The 19323-nt window shown below is 59.9% G+C and carries 11 protein-coding genes and 1 tRNA gene; 7 read left to right on the top strand and 5 right to left on the bottom strand.

The features are described from left to right. Window positions 1–23 precede the first annotated feature (23 nt). The 4 genes from pglX (WDJ60_RS08425) to WDJ60_RS08410 are packed head-to-tail and all read left to right on the top strand — an operon-like array spanning window position 24 to window position 13677. On the top strand, window positions 24–4343 hold the full coding sequence (gene pglX / locus WDJ60_RS08425) for a BREX-5 system adenine-specific DNA-methyltransferase PglX (protein ID WP_340099917.1): 4320 nt from the start codon (window positions 24–26) through the stop codon (window positions 4341–4343). A gap of 2 nt (window positions 4344–4345) precedes the next feature. After that, complete coding sequence (gene pglZ / locus WDJ60_RS08420; protein WP_340099916.1) at window positions 4346–6559, top strand: BREX-5 system phosphatase PglZ; 2214 nt, start codon at window positions 4346–4348, stop codon at window positions 6557–6559. Between the two features lie 3 nt (window positions 6560–6562). Continuing rightward, window positions 6563–10765: a BREX-5 system adenine-specific DNA-methyltransferase PglX gene (pglX, locus tag WDJ60_RS08415; protein ID WP_340099915.1), complete on the top strand. Its 4203-nt coding sequence runs from the start codon at window positions 6563–6565 to the stop codon at window positions 10763–10765. Between the two features lie 5 nt (window positions 10766–10770). Further along, window positions 10771–13677 (top strand): helicase-related protein, encoded by a 2907-nt coding sequence (locus WDJ60_RS08410; protein WP_340099913.1) that lies wholly within the window; start codon window positions 10771–10773, stop codon window positions 13675–13677. A gap of 164 nt (window positions 13678–13841) precedes the next feature. Here WDJ60_RS08410 and WDJ60_RS08405 read toward each other — a convergent pair. The 4 genes from WDJ60_RS08405 to WDJ60_RS08390 all read right to left on the bottom strand — a co-directional run bounded on the left by WDJ60_RS08405 (window position 13842) and on the right by WDJ60_RS08390 (window position 15934). Continuing rightward, window positions 13842–13915: transfer RNA gene (locus tag WDJ60_RS08405), tRNA-Thr, on the bottom strand. An 11-nt stretch (window positions 13916–13926) separates the two neighbouring features. After that, the gene (locus WDJ60_RS08400; protein ID WP_340099912.1) at window positions 13927–14415 is read right to left on the bottom strand and encodes a GNAT family N-acetyltransferase; all 489 of its coding nucleotides are present in this window, start codon (window positions 14413–14415) and stop codon (window positions 13927–13929) included. A gap of 72 nt (window positions 14416–14487) precedes the next feature. After that, window positions 14488–15063 carry a CBS domain-containing protein gene (locus WDJ60_RS08395; RefSeq protein WP_340099911.1) on the bottom strand — a complete coding sequence of 192 codons (576 nt, stop codon included), beginning with the start codon at window positions 15061–15063 and terminating at the stop codon, window positions 14488–14490. Between the two features lie 109 nt (window positions 15064–15172). Continuing rightward, window positions 15173–15934 (bottom strand): GTP cyclohydrolase III, encoded by a 762-nt coding sequence (locus WDJ60_RS08390; protein ID WP_340099910.1) that lies wholly within the window; start codon window positions 15932–15934, stop codon window positions 15173–15175. 203 nt (window positions 15935–16137) lie between these two features. Between WDJ60_RS08390 and WDJ60_RS08385 the strand changes: the two genes are divergently transcribed. From WDJ60_RS08385 to WDJ60_RS08375, 3 genes are read left to right on the top strand one after another with little or no spacing between them, the layout of a single operon-like run. Continuing rightward, window positions 16138–17193 carry a metal ABC transporter substrate-binding protein gene (locus WDJ60_RS08385; RefSeq protein WP_340099909.1) on the top strand — a complete coding sequence of 352 codons (1056 nt, stop codon included), beginning with the start codon at window positions 16138–16140 and terminating at the stop codon, window positions 17191–17193. Window positions 17194–17201: 8 nt separating this feature from the next. After that, window positions 17202–17990: a metal ABC transporter ATP-binding protein gene (locus WDJ60_RS08380; RefSeq protein WP_340099908.1), complete on the top strand. Its 789-nt coding sequence runs from the start codon at window positions 17202–17204 to the stop codon at window positions 17988–17990. After that, window positions 17987–18979 carry a metal ABC transporter permease gene (locus WDJ60_RS08375; protein ID WP_340099907.1) on the top strand — a complete coding sequence of 331 codons (993 nt, stop codon included), beginning with the start codon at window positions 17987–17989 and terminating at the stop codon, window positions 18977–18979. Before WDJ60_RS08380 ends, WDJ60_RS08375 begins: the two co-directional genes overlap by 4 nt. Before the next feature lie 41 nt (window positions 18980–19020). On the opposite strand, the gene WDJ60_RS08370 is transcribed toward WDJ60_RS08375, so the two are convergent. Continuing rightward, window positions 19021–19323: a DUF5785 family protein gene (locus WDJ60_RS08370; protein WP_340099906.1), complete on the bottom strand. Its 303-nt coding sequence runs from the start codon at window positions 19321–19323 to the stop codon at window positions 19021–19023.

Raw genomic sequence — 19323 nt, 5'->3', positions numbered from 1 at the left:
AGGCACTATACACAACTAGCCCTATGTCAGGCGATTTTCTCTCCCAACGGAAAGCCCAATTGGACAAGAAAGAACGTGAACACCTCGAAAACGTCGTCACCGAGATGCGGGACCGGGTCGAGGACAACGTTGGGTTCCAACTCACGCAGCACGGGCTCGACGACGAGCCCGCAGACATCGACTCGCTAGGTGAGGGTGCTCAGCAGCTCGTTGAGGCAATCGAACTCGAAGCTGTCGACGGTGAATCTTGGTCTGAAGCATTCGAGCAGTACGTCACGGGTGTGGGTTACACCATCGTCAATCGCCTGGCAGCGCTGCGATGCATGGAGGTACGGGACTTCATCGACGAGGAGGTGACCGTCTTCAAGGAGAACGGCCTGACTCCTGCTGCCGAGACGCTCGTCCACGAGGAATTCCTGCTGGAGGACGAGGCCATCCTCGAAGCCTACCACAACGCCTGCGACGACCTCGCCGTGGAGATCGAGATTCTGTTCGACCGTTCATCTGCGTACAGTCTGATCGACCCCGACGACGACACCTTCGAGGCGCTCTGCGGGATGCTCGATTCGGTTCCCGATGAAGTCTGGCGGGCCGACGACGTGCTCGGCTGGGTGTATGAGTACTACAACGTCAAACTACTCGACGATCTGCGCCGCAAGGGCGACCGCGAAGGCCTCGAACCTGAAGACGTTCCGCCGGCGAACCAGTTCTACACCCCTCACTGGGTCGTCCGGATGCTCACCGACAATTCACTCGGAAAGCTCTACCTTGAACACACCGGCGAGCTGCAGGACGTCGTCGAAGCGCAGGAGGATTTCTCCCCCGACAAACGCAAGAATCGAGCACTCTCACCCGACGAGTCACCCGATATTGCCGACTTCTGTACCTACCTCGTCCCGAGCGAGGAGGAAGGCAACCCGACTGACTTTGATCATCCCAAGGAGCTTCGCGTCATCGACCCCGCCTGTGGGAGCGGACACTTCCTCCTATATGCCTTCGACGTGTTGGAGCGAATCTGGCGCGCCGAAACTGACGTTCACCACAAAGAAATCCCGCGCAAGATTCTACAACACAACCTCTATGGCGTCGACTTGGACATGAGAGCCTGCCAGCTCGCAGCGTTTAATCTTTATTTGAAGGGGCGAACCCGCGCTGAGGCCGAGGGTGCGGACAGCTTCGATATACCAGAGGTCGGAATTGTGTGCGCCGACGCGACAATCGCCGAGATTGACGGCGTTGAAACGGTGTTCGAGGAGGTTGCTGGCGACGACAGCGAGGTGGAGCAGGCGCTGCGGCGCATCCTCGACGCCTTCGAGGAGATTCACGGACTCGGAAGTCTACTTGACGTGCGCGGGACGCTCGGTGACCTGTTTGAGGACGATAGCGACATTGGCGGTACGCAGCTAACCCTTGGCGACGATCCGCGGGAGAGCCATACGCTCGGGCAAGTCCTGCACAAACTGCGCGAAGCTGTGGAGGAGCAGCGAGAATCTGATTCGTTTCTCGCCCAGGACTTGCGTAGTTTCGTACGATTGCTGGACATTCTGGCACAGGACTACGATGTGGCACTGATGAATCCTCCCTACGGGGCACAAAATCGGATGCCAGACATCGTTCAGACCTATGTGCGCTCACAATACGATTACCCGCCCGAGTTTTACATCAACTTTTTCGAAGTCGGGAGTCGGATCGTTCGGGAATCTGGTCGGGTGGGGATGCTCATTCCCCACAGCTTCATGTTCAAGAATACGTTTCAGAAGTTTCGCGAGGACTTCGTTGGGGAGCAGGGCGGATTTGACTTCCTCGCAGAGTTCGGCTATGGGATACTCGATAATGCAATGGTCGGAACCGTCGGGACCGTCGTGACTGTTGGCGAGAACGAAAGCGATCAGGGGACATTTCTGCGGCTCCATGATGTCGATAGCTACGAAAAGGAACAGGTGTTTCGCGAGGCAGTATTCAATCGAGGAACAGATTCAGATATAAAGCGAGTGTTCCACGTGCCCTACGATGAGTTCAAGCGTATTCCTCGAACCCCACTCTGTTACTCCACACCGGGAGAGATACGCCGGCTCCACGATACGGAGACGAAGTTGGATCCGGACGCTGCGCGTGTTGAAGGTGAGGCGCTGGGCACAGCAGCGAAGGGTATGGACACAAACGACAACGACCGCCACATCCGGCACCACTGGGAGGTTGACGGGGACGATCGGTTCATACCGTACGCGAAGGGCGGGACAGATGCCTGGGTGCTTCCACGAATCTCAACGAGCCTCAACTGGACTCACGATGGGGACGAACTCCGTCGATCAGGGGCGTCACTGAAGAACGAGGAACAATTTGGGAAGGAGGGATTGACTTGGACGTACGTAAAGCGAACGGGTCGCCGGTTCGGCTACTTCCCCGCGGGCGGGGCTTTTGACGGTACGGGTTGTATGTTCTTCACAGATAAAATCTCGAACTGGGGGTTAATGGCGATACTCAATTCTAACCTGTACCACGCGTTGTTCTTGTCGCTCACTGTCGAGCGCCACTGGCAGGTGGGAGACGTGGGGCGGATGCCCTGGGTAGATAGTATCGACAAATTTGGAAGACTCGCCAATTTGGCCAAGGAACAGTTCGCGCTTCAACTAGAAAACGAGTCGACGAATCCAACCAGTCCCCACTATACAGGACCTGCTCTGCTCCCGACAGGGTATCCAAACAACTCGGTCTACGATCACAGCCATGTGGCAACAATATCGGAGATGGTCGATGTCGACCCAACACAAGAAGCGGAGAGTACAAGCTTGGCGAACCAGGCGGCTCAGAAGGAACGTGAAAGGCTCCGCCGCCGCTCCAAACTCGAAGAGATTTCCAGCACCATCGACAGACTCATATTCGACACAGTAGGCATTTCGGCAGAGACGGAAGAACGCATTCGCCAAGAGATATTTCTTCGAACAGCAGAATCTCCCGAGGACCGCGAATTCCCAGATCCGGACTCAGTTTCCGACGTCCCCGACAACATCGAAGAGAAGGGTAAGGAGCTCGTTCACCACTTCGCGTTTGAGGCCGTTCGCGCGGAGACAGAGGGCATCATCCCCCTCTCCAGCACCGGCGATCGGGCCGATATACTTGATCGAATCGTCGAGCGCTTCCAGGACGTTTACGGCGAACACGCAGAAGAACGTCTCGTCGAAGTTGACGACATTCTCGGGGTCGAATCGGCGACTGCAGAAGCGTATCCAAATCTCCGAGCATTCATCGAGGACGACCTGTTCGACTACCACGTCAACACGATGGAGAACACGCCGATTCTCTGGCGACTAACCACCGAACGCCTCATCGCGGACTCAAAAGGGGAGGGATTCGCGTGCTTTGTCGACTACCACAGCCTCGATTCAGGCCTGTTCGACCGACTCTCGAACCAGTATCTCGAACCGCGGAAGGCCGAACTCCGGGAGCAGCGCAGCGCTGCGAACCGCCGCCGAAGCGACGACTCACTGTCGGCCAGCGAACAGGCCGAGGCCGCCGAGCAGTACGAGCGCTGTGCGGGCGGACTCAATCAGATCAGCGTCTTCGAGGACGTGATTCAACAGCTAGGCAGTACCGACGAGCGAGACTTCGCCGGCGAAGAGCGCCAGCGCGTGGAGGAACTAGCACCGAAAGTCGCTGCGTTCCGCGAGGAGACTCGCGGTCGTGTAGAGACATTGTCTAAACTGCACGACCGCAATAACGAAGAGTGGTTCCAGAATACGTTCTCGAACAACTTCTGGAACGCCGTCGACGAGTGGCGTGATGAGTGGCTCGATGCGCTCGAAGAACTCGAACACGCCTGCGAAGCGTACGCCAAGCCAGTCGACGAGCCCGTCGAGGCCCACCTAGCTGACCTGTTCGACTACTTTAACAAGCGGCTCAAGGGCTCTGACCACTACTCCAGCACGGGTATCCTGTTCATGACCTACTACTTCGAGCGAGAGGGCGCGGATCTACTCGACGATGACGGCCAACCACACGAGACTCTGACTGAGGATGAGCGCCTGCTCGCCTCGCTCGCGACTGGGCTTGACAATTCCTCGATTATCGACGAGGAATACCTCGAAGCGATCGCCGACGACGAGGGCGTCGACGACGTTGACGACCTCCCTCCGCTCGCTGAATTCAAGGCATTGGCCGAGGAAATCGATGATCGCTGCCAAACCATAGGCAAACTCATACCATCCGACTGGTCAGACCGTGCGCTCTCGGAGATCACGACCGCCGGCTATCAACCGAACCGAAAGCACGGCGTCGAAATCAATATCACGCCGCTGGCTGACGCCGAAATCGTTCCAAAAACTGTCGACGACCACGTCCTGTAACCATGCCCGCGACAAAGACCCTCTCACAGTGCGCTGAAGACGCCATCGAAACTGCTATCGACGAAGCGGCCGACGTAAATCCGATCGTGCTCTGGTGGGACGACGGTGGCTACCTTCGCGACATCGTCGAGAGCGTGAGCCGCTCGCTGGGCTGTGAGTTCCACGCGGCCGAACAGACGCCACTGGAACTCCGCGCCGACGCACCTCGCGACCGAACCGTCTGGTACGTGCCGCAGGCCCACGGCGACGATGTAGACTGGTTCAAGGACGTCGAAAACAGCGGGGGTGTCGTCGAAGCTCACATCGGCAAGCTCGCAGCACGCTGCTTCGAGAACGACCGTATACAGGCCGCCTCGATCCGCACGGCCTACGAAGACGCCGCAGAGCACGACTCCGCGGGCCACCGCTCGCACGCTCGCGAGGACGCCGCCGAGAACGAACGCGCGCAGGTCGCGAAGACGCTCTTCCACGAGCTCAACGGCGAGGGTGGCCTGCCGACGCTCCAGGGCCTCCAGACGAAGATCGTCCTCGACGGACACGACGACCCGGTACAGTTCGTCCTCGAACACGGCGCCGGAAACCTCCCCGACGAGACCGACGACCTGCTGAAGATTCGCGACTTGCTGGTCGACAACGGGGTCGCAGCCGTCGAGGGTGTCACCGACAAGGACGTGCTCGTGACGCGCACGCGCCGCTGGGCGGTCGCCGAGTGGCTCGTCGAGGACGGCCTCGATAAATCAGTCCTCGACGCCGAGTACCAGCCTGAGCCAAATTCGGGACTCGGCGTCTCCCGACCCGAACTCCAGTCGCTACTGAGCAAGGTCGACCCCGAGCGGGCCGAAGAATTAGCGCACGTCTATCTCGATCCCGACGCCCAGTTCTGGCACGACATCCTGCGCACCTACGACAACCCGTGGGAACTCGCCGACTGTCCGGTCGACGCCTCGCTCGAACACGAGCTCTGGGATGACTGGACGCAGTCGTTCCACAGCGGCGAGTACGAGATGTGCGCAACGCAGGCGGCAACGCGCCACCAGCGTCTCGAAACGACCTACGGCGACGTCCCGTGGACGCGTGTTTGGGAACAGGCCATCGAGGTCGCCACACTCGCGCACGAACTCGAGACGTGGGAGGAGCGCGGCGACACGACCGACGTTGTCGACCTCTACGGCGACGTCGACGACGGCACCTGGCAGATCGACAACGCCGTTTTCAAACTCATCATCTCGGGTGAACCCGAGGATGGCCTCCCAGAAGAGCATCCGGCGACGGCGACGCTCGACGACCTGCGCACGTCGCTGACTGAGTCGCGGTACCTCGACTACCTCAGCGACCTCGGCGATCTCGTCGTCGACCAGATCGAGGCGGGCTCGCCGTTCGTCGGCGAAAACTACGCCCACCAGTTCTTCGACCAGGAGCAAGAACACCTCCAGAGCGGCCAGAGCGTCGCGTTGTTCATCGTCGACGCGCTGCGGTTCGACCTCGCGCACGAACTGGCCGAAGCCGTCCGTCGCGAACTCCCCAGCCTCGAAGTCGACGAGACCGCCTGGGTCGGAACGCTCCCCTCGGACACCGAGTTCGGGAAGGCCGCGCTCACGCCCGGCAGCAAGTTCAGCTTCAACATCGAACTCGACGACGGAGAGCTCGTTCCGGAACGCAACGGTCGCAAGATCACGAACTACCAGCGCGAGAAGATGTTGAAGGACGACGGCTGGAGTTACATCATGCAGAGCGAGGACAACGCGTCGGGCTGGAGCAACACCCGCGTCGCGTACTACTGGAACGATCTCGACAAGGCCGGTGAAGAGGAGCTGACTGACTTCGAGACCGTGTTCAGCGACCGGATCGAGAAAATCTCGGACATCATCTGCGAGAAGATCGGTCAGGGCGAGTGGGACCGCGCGTACATCCTCGCCGATCACGGCTTCGTCTCCCTCCCACAGCGGGTCGGCATCGACGACATCCATCCGCCAGACGAGGCCGAGAAAGTGACGCGTCGGTGGGTTGCTGGCGCGGACATCGACGAAGATGTACCCGGCATCCTCCTCGACGAAAACGCTCACCTCGGCTATCTCGACGACGACACGAAGATCAGTGCCCTCGCGGACCCGATTCAGCGCTTCCGCAATCAGGGACTTCCCGATGCCCGCTTCTATCATGGGGGAGTTCTCCCACAGGAGTTCATCCTGAACTTCGTCACTATCACACAGGAATAACCAATGTCAGAAACTACACCCGTACGGAAAGCACAGTTGGATAAGGAAGAGCGCGAGCATCTCGAAGACGTCGTCACCGAGATGCGCGACCGCGTCGAGGACAACGTCGAGTTCCAGCTCACCCAGCGCGGACTCGACGACGAGCCCGAGAATGGCGACGCGCCGGACGAGGAGACACAACAGCTCGTCGACGCCATCGAACTCGAAGCGCCCAACGACGAGTCCTGGTCAGAGGCGTTCGACCAGTACGTCACCGGCGTCGGCTACACCATCGTCAATCGCCTCGCCGCGCTGCGGTGCATGGAGGTACGGGAGTTCATCGACGAGGAGGTGACCGTCTTCAAGGAGAACGGCCTGACACCCGCGGCCGAGACGCTCGTCCACGAGGAGTTCCTGCTGGAGGACGAGGCCATCCTCGAGGCTTATCACAACGCCTGCGACGACCTGGCCGAAGAGATCGAGATTCTGTTCGACCGTTCATCTGCGTACAGTCTGATCGACCCCGACGACGACACTTTCGAGGCACTCTGCGGAATGCTAGATTCCATCGAGGACGAAGTCTGGCGGGCCGACGACGTGCTGGGGTGGGTGTATGAGTACTACAACCGCCCCGTCGTCGAGGCATTGGATGCAAAGAATACCCTCGAACCGGAGGACGTCGGGCCGGCAAACCAGTTCTACACGCCTCACTGGGTCGTTCGTATGCTCGCGGACAACTCCCTCGGGAAGCTCTATCTCGAAGCGACCGATCAAGCGGACGATATCCCAGAGCCCGAATCACTGTCTCCCGAGGAGCGTAAGGACCGTCTGGTCACGCCGGCGGACGCCCCCAGCGTTCCGGAACTCTGTACGTACCTCATTCCGGACGAGGAATCCGGCGACGCCCCGGATTTCGATCATCCGCGAGAGCTTCGCGTCATCGACCCGGCCTGTGGCAGCGGGCATTTCCTCCTGTACGCCTTCGACATTCTGGAGCGCATCTGGTGGGCCGAGACCGACTTGAGCCGAGCGGAAATTCCGGCAAAGGTACTCGAGCACAACCTCTACGGCGTCGACATCGACCTACGTTCCTGTCAGCTTTCGGCATTCAACCTGTATCTGAAAGCGCGAACGCGTGCTGAGGAGGAGAGCGTCGGTAGCTTTGACATGCCGAACCTCGGAGTCGTCTGTGCTGATGCCCGCGTTGCCGAGATCGAGGAAGCCGTCGATGTCCTCGACCAGATTACGGGAGAGGGCACCGAGGTCCGTGAGGCCCTTGACGAGGTTATAGACAAGTTCCAGACCACTGAGGCCCTCGGAAGCCTCCTCGACGTTCAAGGGGCACTTTCTGAAGAATTCATGGAAGAACAGACCGACGTTATGGAGTGGGGTGGAGACGGCCCGCACACTCTAAACGAGTTTCTCTGGAAACTCGAGGACGCAGTCGAAGAACGAACGTCAGACTCATTCGGTGAGCAGAATCTTCGAAGTTTCCTGAATCTGCTCGTCGTGCTCACGCAGGACTATGACGTTGCCCTGATGAATCCGCCGTATGGCTCCCGCGGGAGGATGCCCGACGAAGTACAGGACTACGTGAAAGGACACTACGAGTACAAGACAGAATACTATATCAATTTCTTCGAGGCGTGTGACCGACTCGTCAGAACGACCGGTCGCATTGGGATGCTCGTCCCACACTCGTTCATGTTCAGTCGATCATTCCAAGACTTCCGCGAGGACTTCATCGGTGACCGTGGTGCGTTCGATTTCTTTTCGGAATTTGGGTACGATATTCTCGATAATGCGACGGTTGGAACTGTCGGTACTGTTGTTCGTTCTGAGGCAGATGGGCAACAAACAGGCACGTTCATCCGTCTTCCAGATGTCGCAAAAGCGGAAAAAGAACAGACATTCCTCGACGCCGCATTCAGCAATTCGGATGCGGATGACGTCAAACGTCTATATGAACGATCACTTTCCGAATTTACTATCGTACCCGGAACTCCCCTCTCCTATTGGGTTCCGAAAGAATTACGCGAACTGTATGATTCAGATACCGTTCTTGACTCGGAGAACGCAAATCTTCCCGGGAAAGAGAGTTATTCGGTCATAAAACAAGGCACCGCGACGGCCGACGATGGACGATTCCTTCGTCGATTCTGGGTCACGGCCGGGAACGCTGAGTGGGCACCGTTCGCAAAAGGTGGTTCCGATGCGTGGCTGTTGCCTCGTGTGAAGAACACGATTCTGTGGGGAGACTCCGGAAAAGAAGTGAAGCGATACCCGAAGTCGTATCCCCGTAATACCGACTACTATTTTCAAGAGTCGCTCTCCTACACGCTCTCCAAGCGGAGTGGCCGGAGATTTGGATACCTCCACGATTCATCAATCTTCGGGCACATGGGATCAGTTCTTGTTCCGGATCGCGCCACCTGGAACGCACTATCGTACACGAACAGCCACCTGTTCACGTATCTCATGCTAATGCAGACGTCCGAGCGAAACTGGGAGATTGGTTTGGTTTCGAAGGTCCCATGGCGAGAAGAACTTGAAGAAATCGAAAGCCTGGCAGAACTTTCTCGTGAAGCCGTAGGGCATCTTGTATCGAAGCGTCAGTACGACTTCGTTTCTCCCCATTATAACGGGCCTGTACTCCTCGACGTTCTGGGTGTCGACGGCCCGTTACCCCAGTACGACCATCCACACCGCGAACTGCGCGAGGACCTCACACTCAACGACCCCGTAGAGACCGTTTCACCGTCCGCATCTCTCGAAGAGATTGGCACCGCGGCGGCGCGGTATCTCGAACGGATCGAATCGAATCTCCAGTCGTGTGCAGATGCCATCGACGAGGCGGTGTTCGACTGTTTTGACATCACGGACGAGCAGCGAGAGACCGTTCTCCAGGAGATCGCTCTTCGAACTATCGAGGACCCGCGGGAACGCGAAGAACATACCCCGGAAGCCATCACCGAACCGTCCGATGACTTCCCGGGGATGGTGAAAGACCTCCTATTGCACCTCGCAATTCGTGCAGTCCACGAAGACGACGATGGCGTCGTCCCGCTCTCCAATGTGGAGCGCGAGGACGACTTACTCACCCGTATCGAGCACGAGTTCGAGCGAATTTTCGGCGAGCACGCTGCTGCTCGCCTCGCAGAAGTCGACCAGATTCTCGGAACCGAATCCGCCGCCGAGGAGGCCTACCCCAATCTCCGAACGTGGCTCGAAGAGGATCTGTTCGACTACCACGTTTCCAAGTTCGACCGGACGCCCATCCTCTGGCGGTTCACAACCGAGCGTCTCGTCTCGGACCCAGAGGGCGAAGGGTTCGGCTGTCTGGTCGACTACCACCAATTGGACGAGGGCGTATTCGACCGTCTGCAGAACCGCTATCTCGAACCGCGGAAGAACCTTCTGCGCGAGCGCCGCAGCGCCGCAAATCGACGCCGGAGCGACGACTCCCTCTCCGCGAGCGAGCAGGCCGAGGCCGCCGAAGAGTACGCCCGGTGTGAGAGCGGGCTCGAACAGATCGCAGTGTTCGAGGATCGACTCGCCGAGTTGGCGCAGCCCGAGCCTCGACAGTGGTCGACCGAGGAGCAGCAGGTCGCCGACGCAGCCGCCGAGCGTGTTGCCGAGTTCCGCCGTCGAACCGAAGACCGTCTTGAGATTGTTGACGAACTCGCCGCGATGGAAGATGTCGATATGGGCGAACTGTTTACCGGGAACTTCTACAAGAAGGTCGAGAACGAGCGTGAGGAGTGGTTCGACGCACTGGAAGACCTCAAGGCGGCCTTCGACGCCTACGCAGCGGACGCAGATCAGGCCGTAGCAGCGCACCGCTACGACCTGTTCGATTACTACGCCGACGATCTCCTCGGGAGTTCGCACTTCGCAAGCAACGGCATCCTCTACATGACGTACTACTTCGACAACTTCGAACAGGCCGATCAGGCCCGACTCGACGACGCCGGCATCTCGCAACGGCAGCGACTGATCTCGCAGCTTGCGAGTGATTTGGACGAGTACATCGAACTTGGCGAATCCATCGCCGAGGACTGTAAGGAGGTTTCGTCTGAGATCTCCTCCGACTGGTCAGACCGTGCGCTCTCGGAGATCACGACCGCCGGCTATCAACCGAACCGAAAGCACGGCGTCGAAATCAATATCACGCCGCTGGCTGACGCCGAGATCGTTCCAAAGACTGTCGACGACCACGTCCTGTAACCATGATGGACGATCTCGAATCCGGCGACGCGATCCTCCTCAACGGAGCCAGTGCCGAGGTCATCAAGACCTACTCCGTCGGCGACCTCGATTATCTCCGGGCATACGTCGAAGACGCGGGCGTGAAGACCGTCTGTATCGACGACGTCGAGATTGAGCCGGGAAGCGACCAGCTTGGCGAGCTGGACCCGACAACAGCTGAGCAGTTGCATCCAGACCACGAGGCAGTCTCCGCCGAGTGGTTCGACCTGCGTTCGCAGGCGCTCCAGCTTCAGATCGCCCATGAACAGGGACAGCTGCTGAGTATCTCGAACTCGCTGGTCCGCCTCGAACCGTATCAGCTCGCCGCCGTCAACTGGGTGATGCAGAAACTGCGCCAGCGTGCGCTCATCGCCGACGACGTCGGCCTCGGGAAGACCATCGAAGCAGGCCTCATCCTCAAAGAACTCACCGCGCGAAACCGCGCCGATCGCGTCCTGTTCGTCGTCCCCGCCCATCTCCAGAAGAAGTGGATCCGCGATATGGACCGCTTTTTCGACATTGGTCTCACGCCGGCCGACCGACAGTGGGTCGAGGGGGAACGCCGCCGACTCGGCGAGGAAGCCAACATCTGGGACCAAGATCACCAGCAGATGGTCACCAGCCAAGCGTTCCTCCGGCAGGACGAGTTCCAGCCTGCGCTCGAGGAGGTATTCTGGGACGTCGTGGTGGTCGACGAGGCACACAAGGCCGCCAAGCGCGGCGAGTCGCCCAGCGAGACGTCGAAGATGGTCGAACGGGTGGCTGGTAACTCCGACTCCCTGCTGCTGCTCAGCGCGACGCCACACGACGGCAAGGGCGAGGCGTTCCGCTCGCTCGTCGAGTACATCGACCCCTTCCTCGTCGCCGAGGACCAGGACCTCTCGAAGAAAGCCGTCGACCGGGTGATGATCCGCCGCGGGAAGCAGACGCTGTACGACGATGACGGCGAACGGATCTTCCCCGACCGCGAGGTCAACACGGTTCCCGTAGAGATGACCCACGACGAGCGGCAGTTCTACCGTGCGGTTACTGACTACGTGCAGAACGTCTACAACCGCTCCGAGAAACTGAACGAGCCAGCGGTCGGGTTCGCGATGGCACTCATGCAGAAACGCCTCGTCAGCAGCATCGGCGCCATCCAGGCGACACTGAGTCGTCGCCTGGGCGATCTGGTCGACGAGCAGTCGACCTCGACCAGCCTTTCGGAGGAAGCGTCCGCGTATCTTGACGGCGAGGACCTCGACGAAGAGGACAAACAACGGGCCGAGGAAGAACTCTCCGCGCTGACCGTCACCGAGAGCGACGCGCAACTCGAGGAAGAGATCGAAACACTTCGCGATCTCGTCTCGCTCGCTGAGGGCATCTCGGTCGACTCGAAGGCCCAGAAGGTGCGTCGCTACATCCAGCAGTTGCTCGAGGAGCAACCCGACGAGAAACTCCTGCTGTTCACCGAGTATCGCGACACGCTGGACTACCTCCTTGAGTTAGTGAAAGACGAACCCTGGGCCGACGAGATACTCGTAATCCACGGTGACGTCGACAAGGAGGAACGGGCCCGCATCGAGGAAGAGTTCAACCACGGCCAGTCCCGGCTGCTCTTTGCGACCGACGCAGCGAGCGAGGGAATCGACCTCCAGCACAGCTGCCACATCATGGTGAACTACGAGCTGCCGTGGAACCCGAACCGCCTCGAGCAGCGCATCGGTCGTCTCCACCGCTACGGGCAGGACAAGGAAGTCAAGGTCTGGAACTTCACGTTCGAAGACACTCGCGAGGGCGAGATCTTCGAGATGCTTCAGAACAAGGTCGAGAACATCCGCGGCAAGCTCGGTAACACGGCTGACGTGTTGGGGATGCTCGACGACATCAACGTCGACTCGCTCATCATGGAGTCCATCCAGAACGAGGACCCGGCGAGTGCCACGAAGGAAGAACTCGAGGAGCTCATCGACGAGCGTCAACGCACGCTCCAGGAGTGGTACGAACGCAGCCTCATCGATACGAGCACGTTCGATCAGGAGAGCCGAGAGAAGATTCAGGAGGTTATGGACGAGTCCGAGGACGTCTACGGAACCGAGGCAGACATTCACGAATTCGTCGAGCGCGGCGTCGAGGCGCTCGGTGGTGATGTCGAGAAGGCCGGAAGCAATCTCTACAGGGCCACGCTCCCTCGTTCCCTTCGGCAAGGAACGGACGAGGAGTACGGGCCGTTCACGTTCAGTCGAAGCTTCGCAATGGACCATGATGGCATCGACTACGTGTCACCGGATGACGACCTAGTCCAGCGACTCATGCAGCACGTGCTGGATAGTGAGCACGGCGATGTGGGGCTGAAGCTCCTCCCGTTCGTCGACGAGCCGGGAATTACGTACAATTACCGCGTGACGTTCGAAGACGGAACGGGCGAAGTCATCCAAGAAGACATGATTCCCGTGTATGTCGATGCCCACCATCAGGACCCCCGACAGCGACTGGGTCAGCGTGTTGTCCAGGGAGACAGCGTCAAAGGGTCGCCCGACGCTGACCGTGTGCAGTTGCTGATTCAGAGGCAGGATCAGCTGCGGGCAGCGGCTGACCGTTACATCAGCCAGCAGGTAACTTCCTTGAGAGAGGAACTACACGAACGTCGCCGAGAAGAGACCCAGCAAGAACTGGGAGACCTTGAGGAGTATGCCGAATCCGAACGCCAACGGATCGAGGAATTCATCGACGAATACGAACGGAAGGCAGAGGCCGGGTCGAATATGGACATCGCCATTCGGGGCCAACGAGAACGGCTCAACAAGCTTGAGCAGCGTATCAAAGACCGGCGCCAGGAATTGCAGCGAAAGGCTCGGGTCATCTCACTCGCGCCCGAGGTGGAGAATCTCTGTTTGTCTCTCCCAGTGTGATGGTTTGGTCAACTACCCCACCATGCTTCGCTCGTTGAGAGTGGGGCTTGTCGGTGGACTCAACTCCTGACTCGGTAGTGGAGTCCGAAACGAATCCTCGATTCGGTTTCACAGTCCCCGACTTCAGGGTGAGTTGAAGACTGGAGTGTGAAGGTTTGACGCGAAGCCAGGGGAGGGATTTGAACCCTCGAACTCCCGATTACAAGTCGGGTGCTTGAACCACCCAAGCTCCCCTGGCGCAGTCGACTGTTATTCGTCCCCCTTTGAGTGCGTATCGCTTTCGACTCGCTTCTCCAACTCCACCCTATGGGGTTCGTACCCCAGCCGACGGTAGAATCGTCGGGCATCCTCGTTTTCGGCCATCACTTCCAGGGCAATCGTCTCTGCACCGCGCTGTGCTAACTCGTCCTCGGCGGCCCGCAGCAGCTCTGCGCCCAGCCCACAATCGCGATAATCCGGTTCGACGAAGATGTTCTCGACAATGCCGCGCGTCTCGTCCTGCTGGTATCCGGTCGTCTCCATCGTGAACATGACGAACCCCACGATGCCGTCGTCGCGTGCGACGAGCAAGGTGTTGCTGACGATATGTCGGACGATCGTCTCGCGTATCTGCTGTCTGTTCCGGTCTGGAAGCAAATGCGAGCCGTACGCCTGCTGGCTCTCGGCCAGTCGAACCCACAGCGACGCCAGGACCGAACTCTCGTCGCTTCGTGCAGTCCCAATCGTAACTCCGTCCATCCAGTTCGTCCAAAGAATCGGCCAGCCAACGCAAAGGTCTTGCTCTTGTCCAACCCGGCCGAACGCAACTGATCACATATCCCGGCAGTCGGCACAGAGCAACTGTCCGTTGAACGACGAGAGGTCGCGTGTGAAGGTCCCGCAGACTTCGCAGATCCCCTGATCCTCGAAATTGTCTTCGGCTTCGGTTTCGGCCTCGGCCGCGAGTGCCGTACCTGCGCCCGCGTCGACCGACGCTGTCGCTTCCTGTTCGTGTTCGGCCGTCGGACTGTGTGTCCGGGTCGTCAGGAGGTCGTGTTCTGTGATGAGTCCGAGCGGTTCGCCGCCAGTCGTGACCACGAGTCGCCGGGCAGATCGCGTCGACATCTGGTCGGCCGCGACATCCAGTGACGTATCCGGCGAGACAGTCGGCACGCTCTCTGTCATCGCGTCACCGACGGTCGCCGTCTGGGGGTCCGGCCCCTCTACCAGGAGCGCCAGCACGTCGCGTTCTGTCAGCACACCGACCGGCTCGCTGCCACGGAGAACCACTGCCGTTTCCGCCTCTTCTCGGAGGAGCAACTCGACCGTCTCGACGAGGTTGTCCGACTCGTTCGCACCGACGTACTCTCGGTCCATCACCTCCCGCACTGAGACCTCTGTCTTCATGTGTGTGTTGTTATCTCACAACCGGGAAAAAGGTATCTCCAGTACGTTTAAGCCGGATTGTACCGTAGGTTCGTAATCGAAGGTCACAGCGGGTTTTCGCCAGCAGCAATCAGAACTCTAGTTCGACGTCACTGCCGTTCGCTCGGCACCGTTCGAGGGCGTGTTTGGCGTCCATCCCGGCACTGGATGCGGTTTCACCCCGACCGACACCCACTTTTAATTCCACGCCGACGGCGTCGCTGACGTGGTCGATGGCCTCGTGATACCCGGCTTCGTCCATGTCCGGACAGATGGCGATGACGTTATCTCCGCCGACAAAGAAAGAGAGGGCGTCGTGGGCCTGACGCATGTGGCGCATCAGTTCCGCGTACCCCTGTTCGATGTTGATAAAGGTGTCGAACTCGTTGAGCTTGTCGGTGTACTTGCCGGTGGCGTCGTTGACGTCGAAGTGTGCAATCTGCACGTCCTCGGCCGTGCGGAACTGCTCGTCGATGGGTCGCCCCCGGAGGATTTCGCGGCGATGCTGATCCTGTGCGCTGCCGGCATCCTGCAACTGTTCCGTGGCAGTCCCGAGTGCCTCGGCCGGTGAGCGGCCGGTCGCGACCGAGAGACTCATCGTCACCGGATAGCGGTTGCCGACCGACTCCTGAATCAGCGCGTGGTCGGCCTCGGTGAGACCGTTAGTCACCGCAATCATGTTGTCGAACCGGGAGAAGAAGACGTAGCCGTCGCGATTCCCAACCAGTTGCGAGAGGTCGGCAAAGAGCCGCGACTGCAGCGTCTGCAGGTCGACCTCGCGGCGGGGTTCCGGCGTCACTGTCCACGGGCCGTAGTTGTCTATCTGGATGTGAGTGACCTGCGTGTTTGTCACGATACCGGTCGGTTTGGCATCTACAGCTATTTGTCTTTGGATATACACACACGCGGGCGACCGACTGTCTTCGAACAGGAAATCAGCGACATCGCAGTCGGGCAGCCGAGTTTTTTCCCGCCCGACAATTGTTTTGACTAGTCTAAAGTTAGAGTTAGCTAGAAGCTATTAAATACTTGGGCGGCTTGCACTCTTTCAATAGGATGACTCAGTCACGCTTACAGTCCGACAGCCTCGGGCTGTCGCGGCGGGCCTTCCTCGCGACGACGAGTGGACTCGCCATCTCTGGATTTGCCGGTTGTATTGGCGACGCAACGACTGGGGGCAGGAACGGTGGCCCAGTAGCGGTGGCATCGTTTTTCAGTTTCTACGACTTTGCGCGGAACGTCGCCCGGGACACGCCGGTCGAGGTGCGGAATCTGGTTCCCACGGGACTCCACGGTCACGGCTGGGAGCCGAACACGTCCATCACCCGGGACATCATCGAGGCCGACGCGTTCATTCACGTCGGCGAGGACTTCCAGCCCTGGGCCGACCGGACGATTCAGACGCTGAAAGACGACGGTATCGACACCCAGCGAATCAACGTCAGGAAGGGTATCGAACTGGAATCGCTCGCGGCCAGTCTCGACCCCGACGAGGAAGGCGTCGGCGCGAATCGCGGCAAAGACCCACACTTCTGGCTCGACCCGCAGCGCGCCAAGCAGTCGGTCGACAATATCACAGAAGGCTTTGTCACACTTGCACCCGACCACGAAGACGCCTTCCGGGCCAATGCGTCGGCGTACAAGAACGACGTGCTCGAGCGAATCGACGCGGATTACCAGGAGATATTTGACGCAGCAGAGCGCGACGTGGTCCAGTTGGCCGCACACAACGCATTCCAGTACATCGGCACTCGCTACAGCGTACAGATGCGCCCGCTGGTGACGAATCTCGCAGCCAGCGGTGACGTGAGTCCCGACGACATCACGGAAGCAAAGCGCGTCATCGACGAAAACAATATCAAGTATATCGGCGCTGGCGTCTTCGAGACGAGGCGACCGGCCGAGCAACTGCTCGCAGAAACCACCGTCGAGGCGTACTATCCGGTCACGCCGTACGCGGGCGTCCGCGAGGACTGGGTCGACGCAGCGTGGGGGTACGAGGAGATCGCGTACAACATCAACATGCCGACCTTCGAAGTCGTTCTCGGGAACGTCTCACCGGCAGAGGCCGGCCCCGACGGCTGGAGCGAAGAATGGCGGAACTTCGAATGAGTGACCCAATGACGAACGGACACAGACGGGAGCGTGCGGAGACAGACGGGAGCCAGCAACGCGAGAGCGTTATCGACCTCTCCGAGGTCACCTTCGGATACACGGCAACGCCGGTCGTCGAGGATATCTCACTCATCATCGAGAGCGGCGAGTACGCCGCCATCGTCGGCCCGAACGGCTCGGGCAAGTCGACGCTGATGCAACTCGTCCTGGGTCTGCTGGAACCGGACCACGGGCGTGTGACGCTATTTGATGAGCCAGCGCACACTTTCGACGACGGCGGACGCCTCGGCTACGTCGCCCAGCAGGCCAGCGCGGCCAAGGAGATGCCGATAACCGTTCGAGAAGTGGTCAAAATGGGACGCTTCCCCCACGTCGGCTTCGGTCGCCTCTCCGCCGACGACTGGGAGATAGTCGACGAGGCCATCCGAACGGTCGGCATGACCGGCTTCTCCGACCGGCGGATTACGCAACTCTCGGGCGGCCAGCGCCAGCGTGCCTTCATCGCTCGCGCGCTGGCGGGCGAAGCCGAGTTGCTGGTCCTCGACGAGCCGACCGTCGGTGTGGACGCAGAGTCGGTCGACGCGTTCTACGAACTACTCGACGCGCTCAACGACCGCGGCATCACGATTCTGCTCGTCGAACACGACCTGCGAGCGGTCACTGAGCACGCCCACCGCGTCGTCTGTCTCAACCGCGAGGTGTACTTCGACGGCGCGACCGCGGACTTCGTCGACAGTGACGCCCTCGCTCGCGCGTTCGGGACAGCAGTCGACACGGGAGGTGTCCCGCAGTGACGAGTGCTGCCGTCGCCCAATCGGGCGTACTCACACCACTGTACCGGCTACTCGAACTCTGGTCGCAGTTGCTGTTCGCACTCGGCGACCTCACCGGACTTGAACTCCTGCAGTATCAGTTCATGCATCGGGCGATTCTGGTCGGGCTGTGTATCGGCGTCATCGCGCCACTCATCGGCACGTTCCTCGTTCACCGCCAGCTGGCGCTCATCGGTGACGCGCTGGCACACACTGCCTTCGCTGGAGTCGCTGTCGGGCTGTTTCTCAACAGCGTCCTCGAACTCGGCGTGTCACCGTATCTGACGGCCGTCGTCGTCGCCGTCATCGCGGCGCTGCTCATCGAACTCATCTCCGAAGTGACCGACGCGTACAACGACGTGTCGATGGCGATCGTCCTCTCGACTGGCTTCGCTCTCGGGACCGTTCTCATCAGCATCAACGCCGGGGGGCTGGCCGTCGGCGTCAACCAGTATCTCTTCGGCAATCTCTCGACAGTCTCCCGGGAGAACGCCGTCATTATGCTGGTCCTGTTCGGCGTCATCGCGACTGTCGTCGGCGTCACCCGCAACCAGTTGCTCTACGTCACCTTCGACGAGACGGCCGCGGAAGTGTCGGGGCTGTCCGTCGCGTGGTACAATCGCGTAATGGTCATGCTGACGGCGCTCGTCGTCGTCGGCGCGATGCAGATTATGGGTGTCATCCTCGTCGCGGCGATGCTCGTCGTCCCCGTCGCCGGCGCGACGCAACTCTCCCGGAGTTTCACGCAGTCGCTGCTCGTCGCCGTCGTTCTCTCACAGCTGGCAATCGTGCTGGGGATTACGGTCGCGTACTACGTCGGCGCGACGGCTGGCGGCGTCATCGTGCTCGTCGCCGTCGCCATCTACGTCGCTGCAGTGGTACTGGGCAAACTCCAGTCAGTGCGAGCGGAGGGTCCGGCACCCGACATCGGGAGTATCGAGGCTGTCGACTCCGAAGAGAGTGGCCGCTAGAACGCTGCGCGCGCTGTCCGATCAGGTGCACCCGGTCAGACTCAGGCGTGTTCCAGCCGGTAGGGCCAGTAATCTTTCGCACGCAGTTCCTTCCCGACGCGCTTGTGGAACTCCGGGAAGCCTTCGAACTCGGTGTCGTCGTCGATATCGGCGAAGATCTCGTCGACGCTGACGACAGTCTCGTAGTCGATGCGGACGGGGTGATCGCCGTATTGCTCGGCGTACTCTCCCGCAGTGAAGGGGAAGTCCTCGCCCTCGTCTACCTTCTTTGCGAGGACCGCGTGACCGTACTTGCGGCGGCCTTCGCTGCCTTCCTCGCCGTCGGGGTCGTGTGGCCAGTCCAT

The organism is Salinibaculum salinum (assembly GCF_037645885.1).
GTDB lineage: Archaea > Halobacteriota > Halobacteria > Halobacteriales > Haloarculaceae > Salinibaculum > Salinibaculum salinum.
This window is presented reverse-complemented; position numbering and strand designations above follow the sequence as displayed.

Excerpts from the sequence above, each read along its gene's own strand:
- pglX (WP_340099917.1), top strand. The coding sequence starts at position 24 with ATGTCAGGCGATTTTCTCTCCCAACGGAAAGCCCAATTGGACAAGAAA.
- WDJ60_RS08370 (WP_340099906.1), bottom strand. The coding sequence starts at position 19,323 with ATGGACTGGCCACACGACCCCGACGGCGAGGAAGGCAGCGAAGGCCGC.
- WDJ60_RS08395 (WP_340099911.1), bottom strand. The coding sequence starts at position 15,063 with ATGAAGACAGAGGTCTCAGTGCGGGAGGTGATGGACCGAGAGTACGTC.
- WDJ60_RS08410 (WP_340099913.1), top strand. The coding sequence starts at position 10,771 with ATGGACGATCTCGAATCCGGCGACGCGATCCTCCTCAACGGAGCCAGT.
- WDJ60_RS08400 (WP_340099912.1), bottom strand. The coding sequence starts at position 14,415 with ATGGACGGAGTTACGATTGGGACTGCACGAAGCGACGAGAGTTCGGTC.
- pglZ (WP_340099916.1), top strand. The coding sequence starts at position 4,346 with ATGCCCGCGACAAAGACCCTCTCACAGTGCGCTGAAGACGCCATCGAA.
- pglX (WP_340099915.1), top strand. The coding sequence starts at position 6,563 with ATGTCAGAAACTACACCCGTACGGAAAGCACAGTTGGATAAGGAAGAG.
- WDJ60_RS08385 (WP_340099909.1), top strand. The coding sequence starts at position 16,138 with ATGACTCAGTCACGCTTACAGTCCGACAGCCTCGGGCTGTCGCGGCGG.
- WDJ60_RS08380 (WP_340099908.1), top strand. The coding sequence starts at position 17,202 with ATGACGAACGGACACAGACGGGAGCGTGCGGAGACAGACGGGAGCCAG.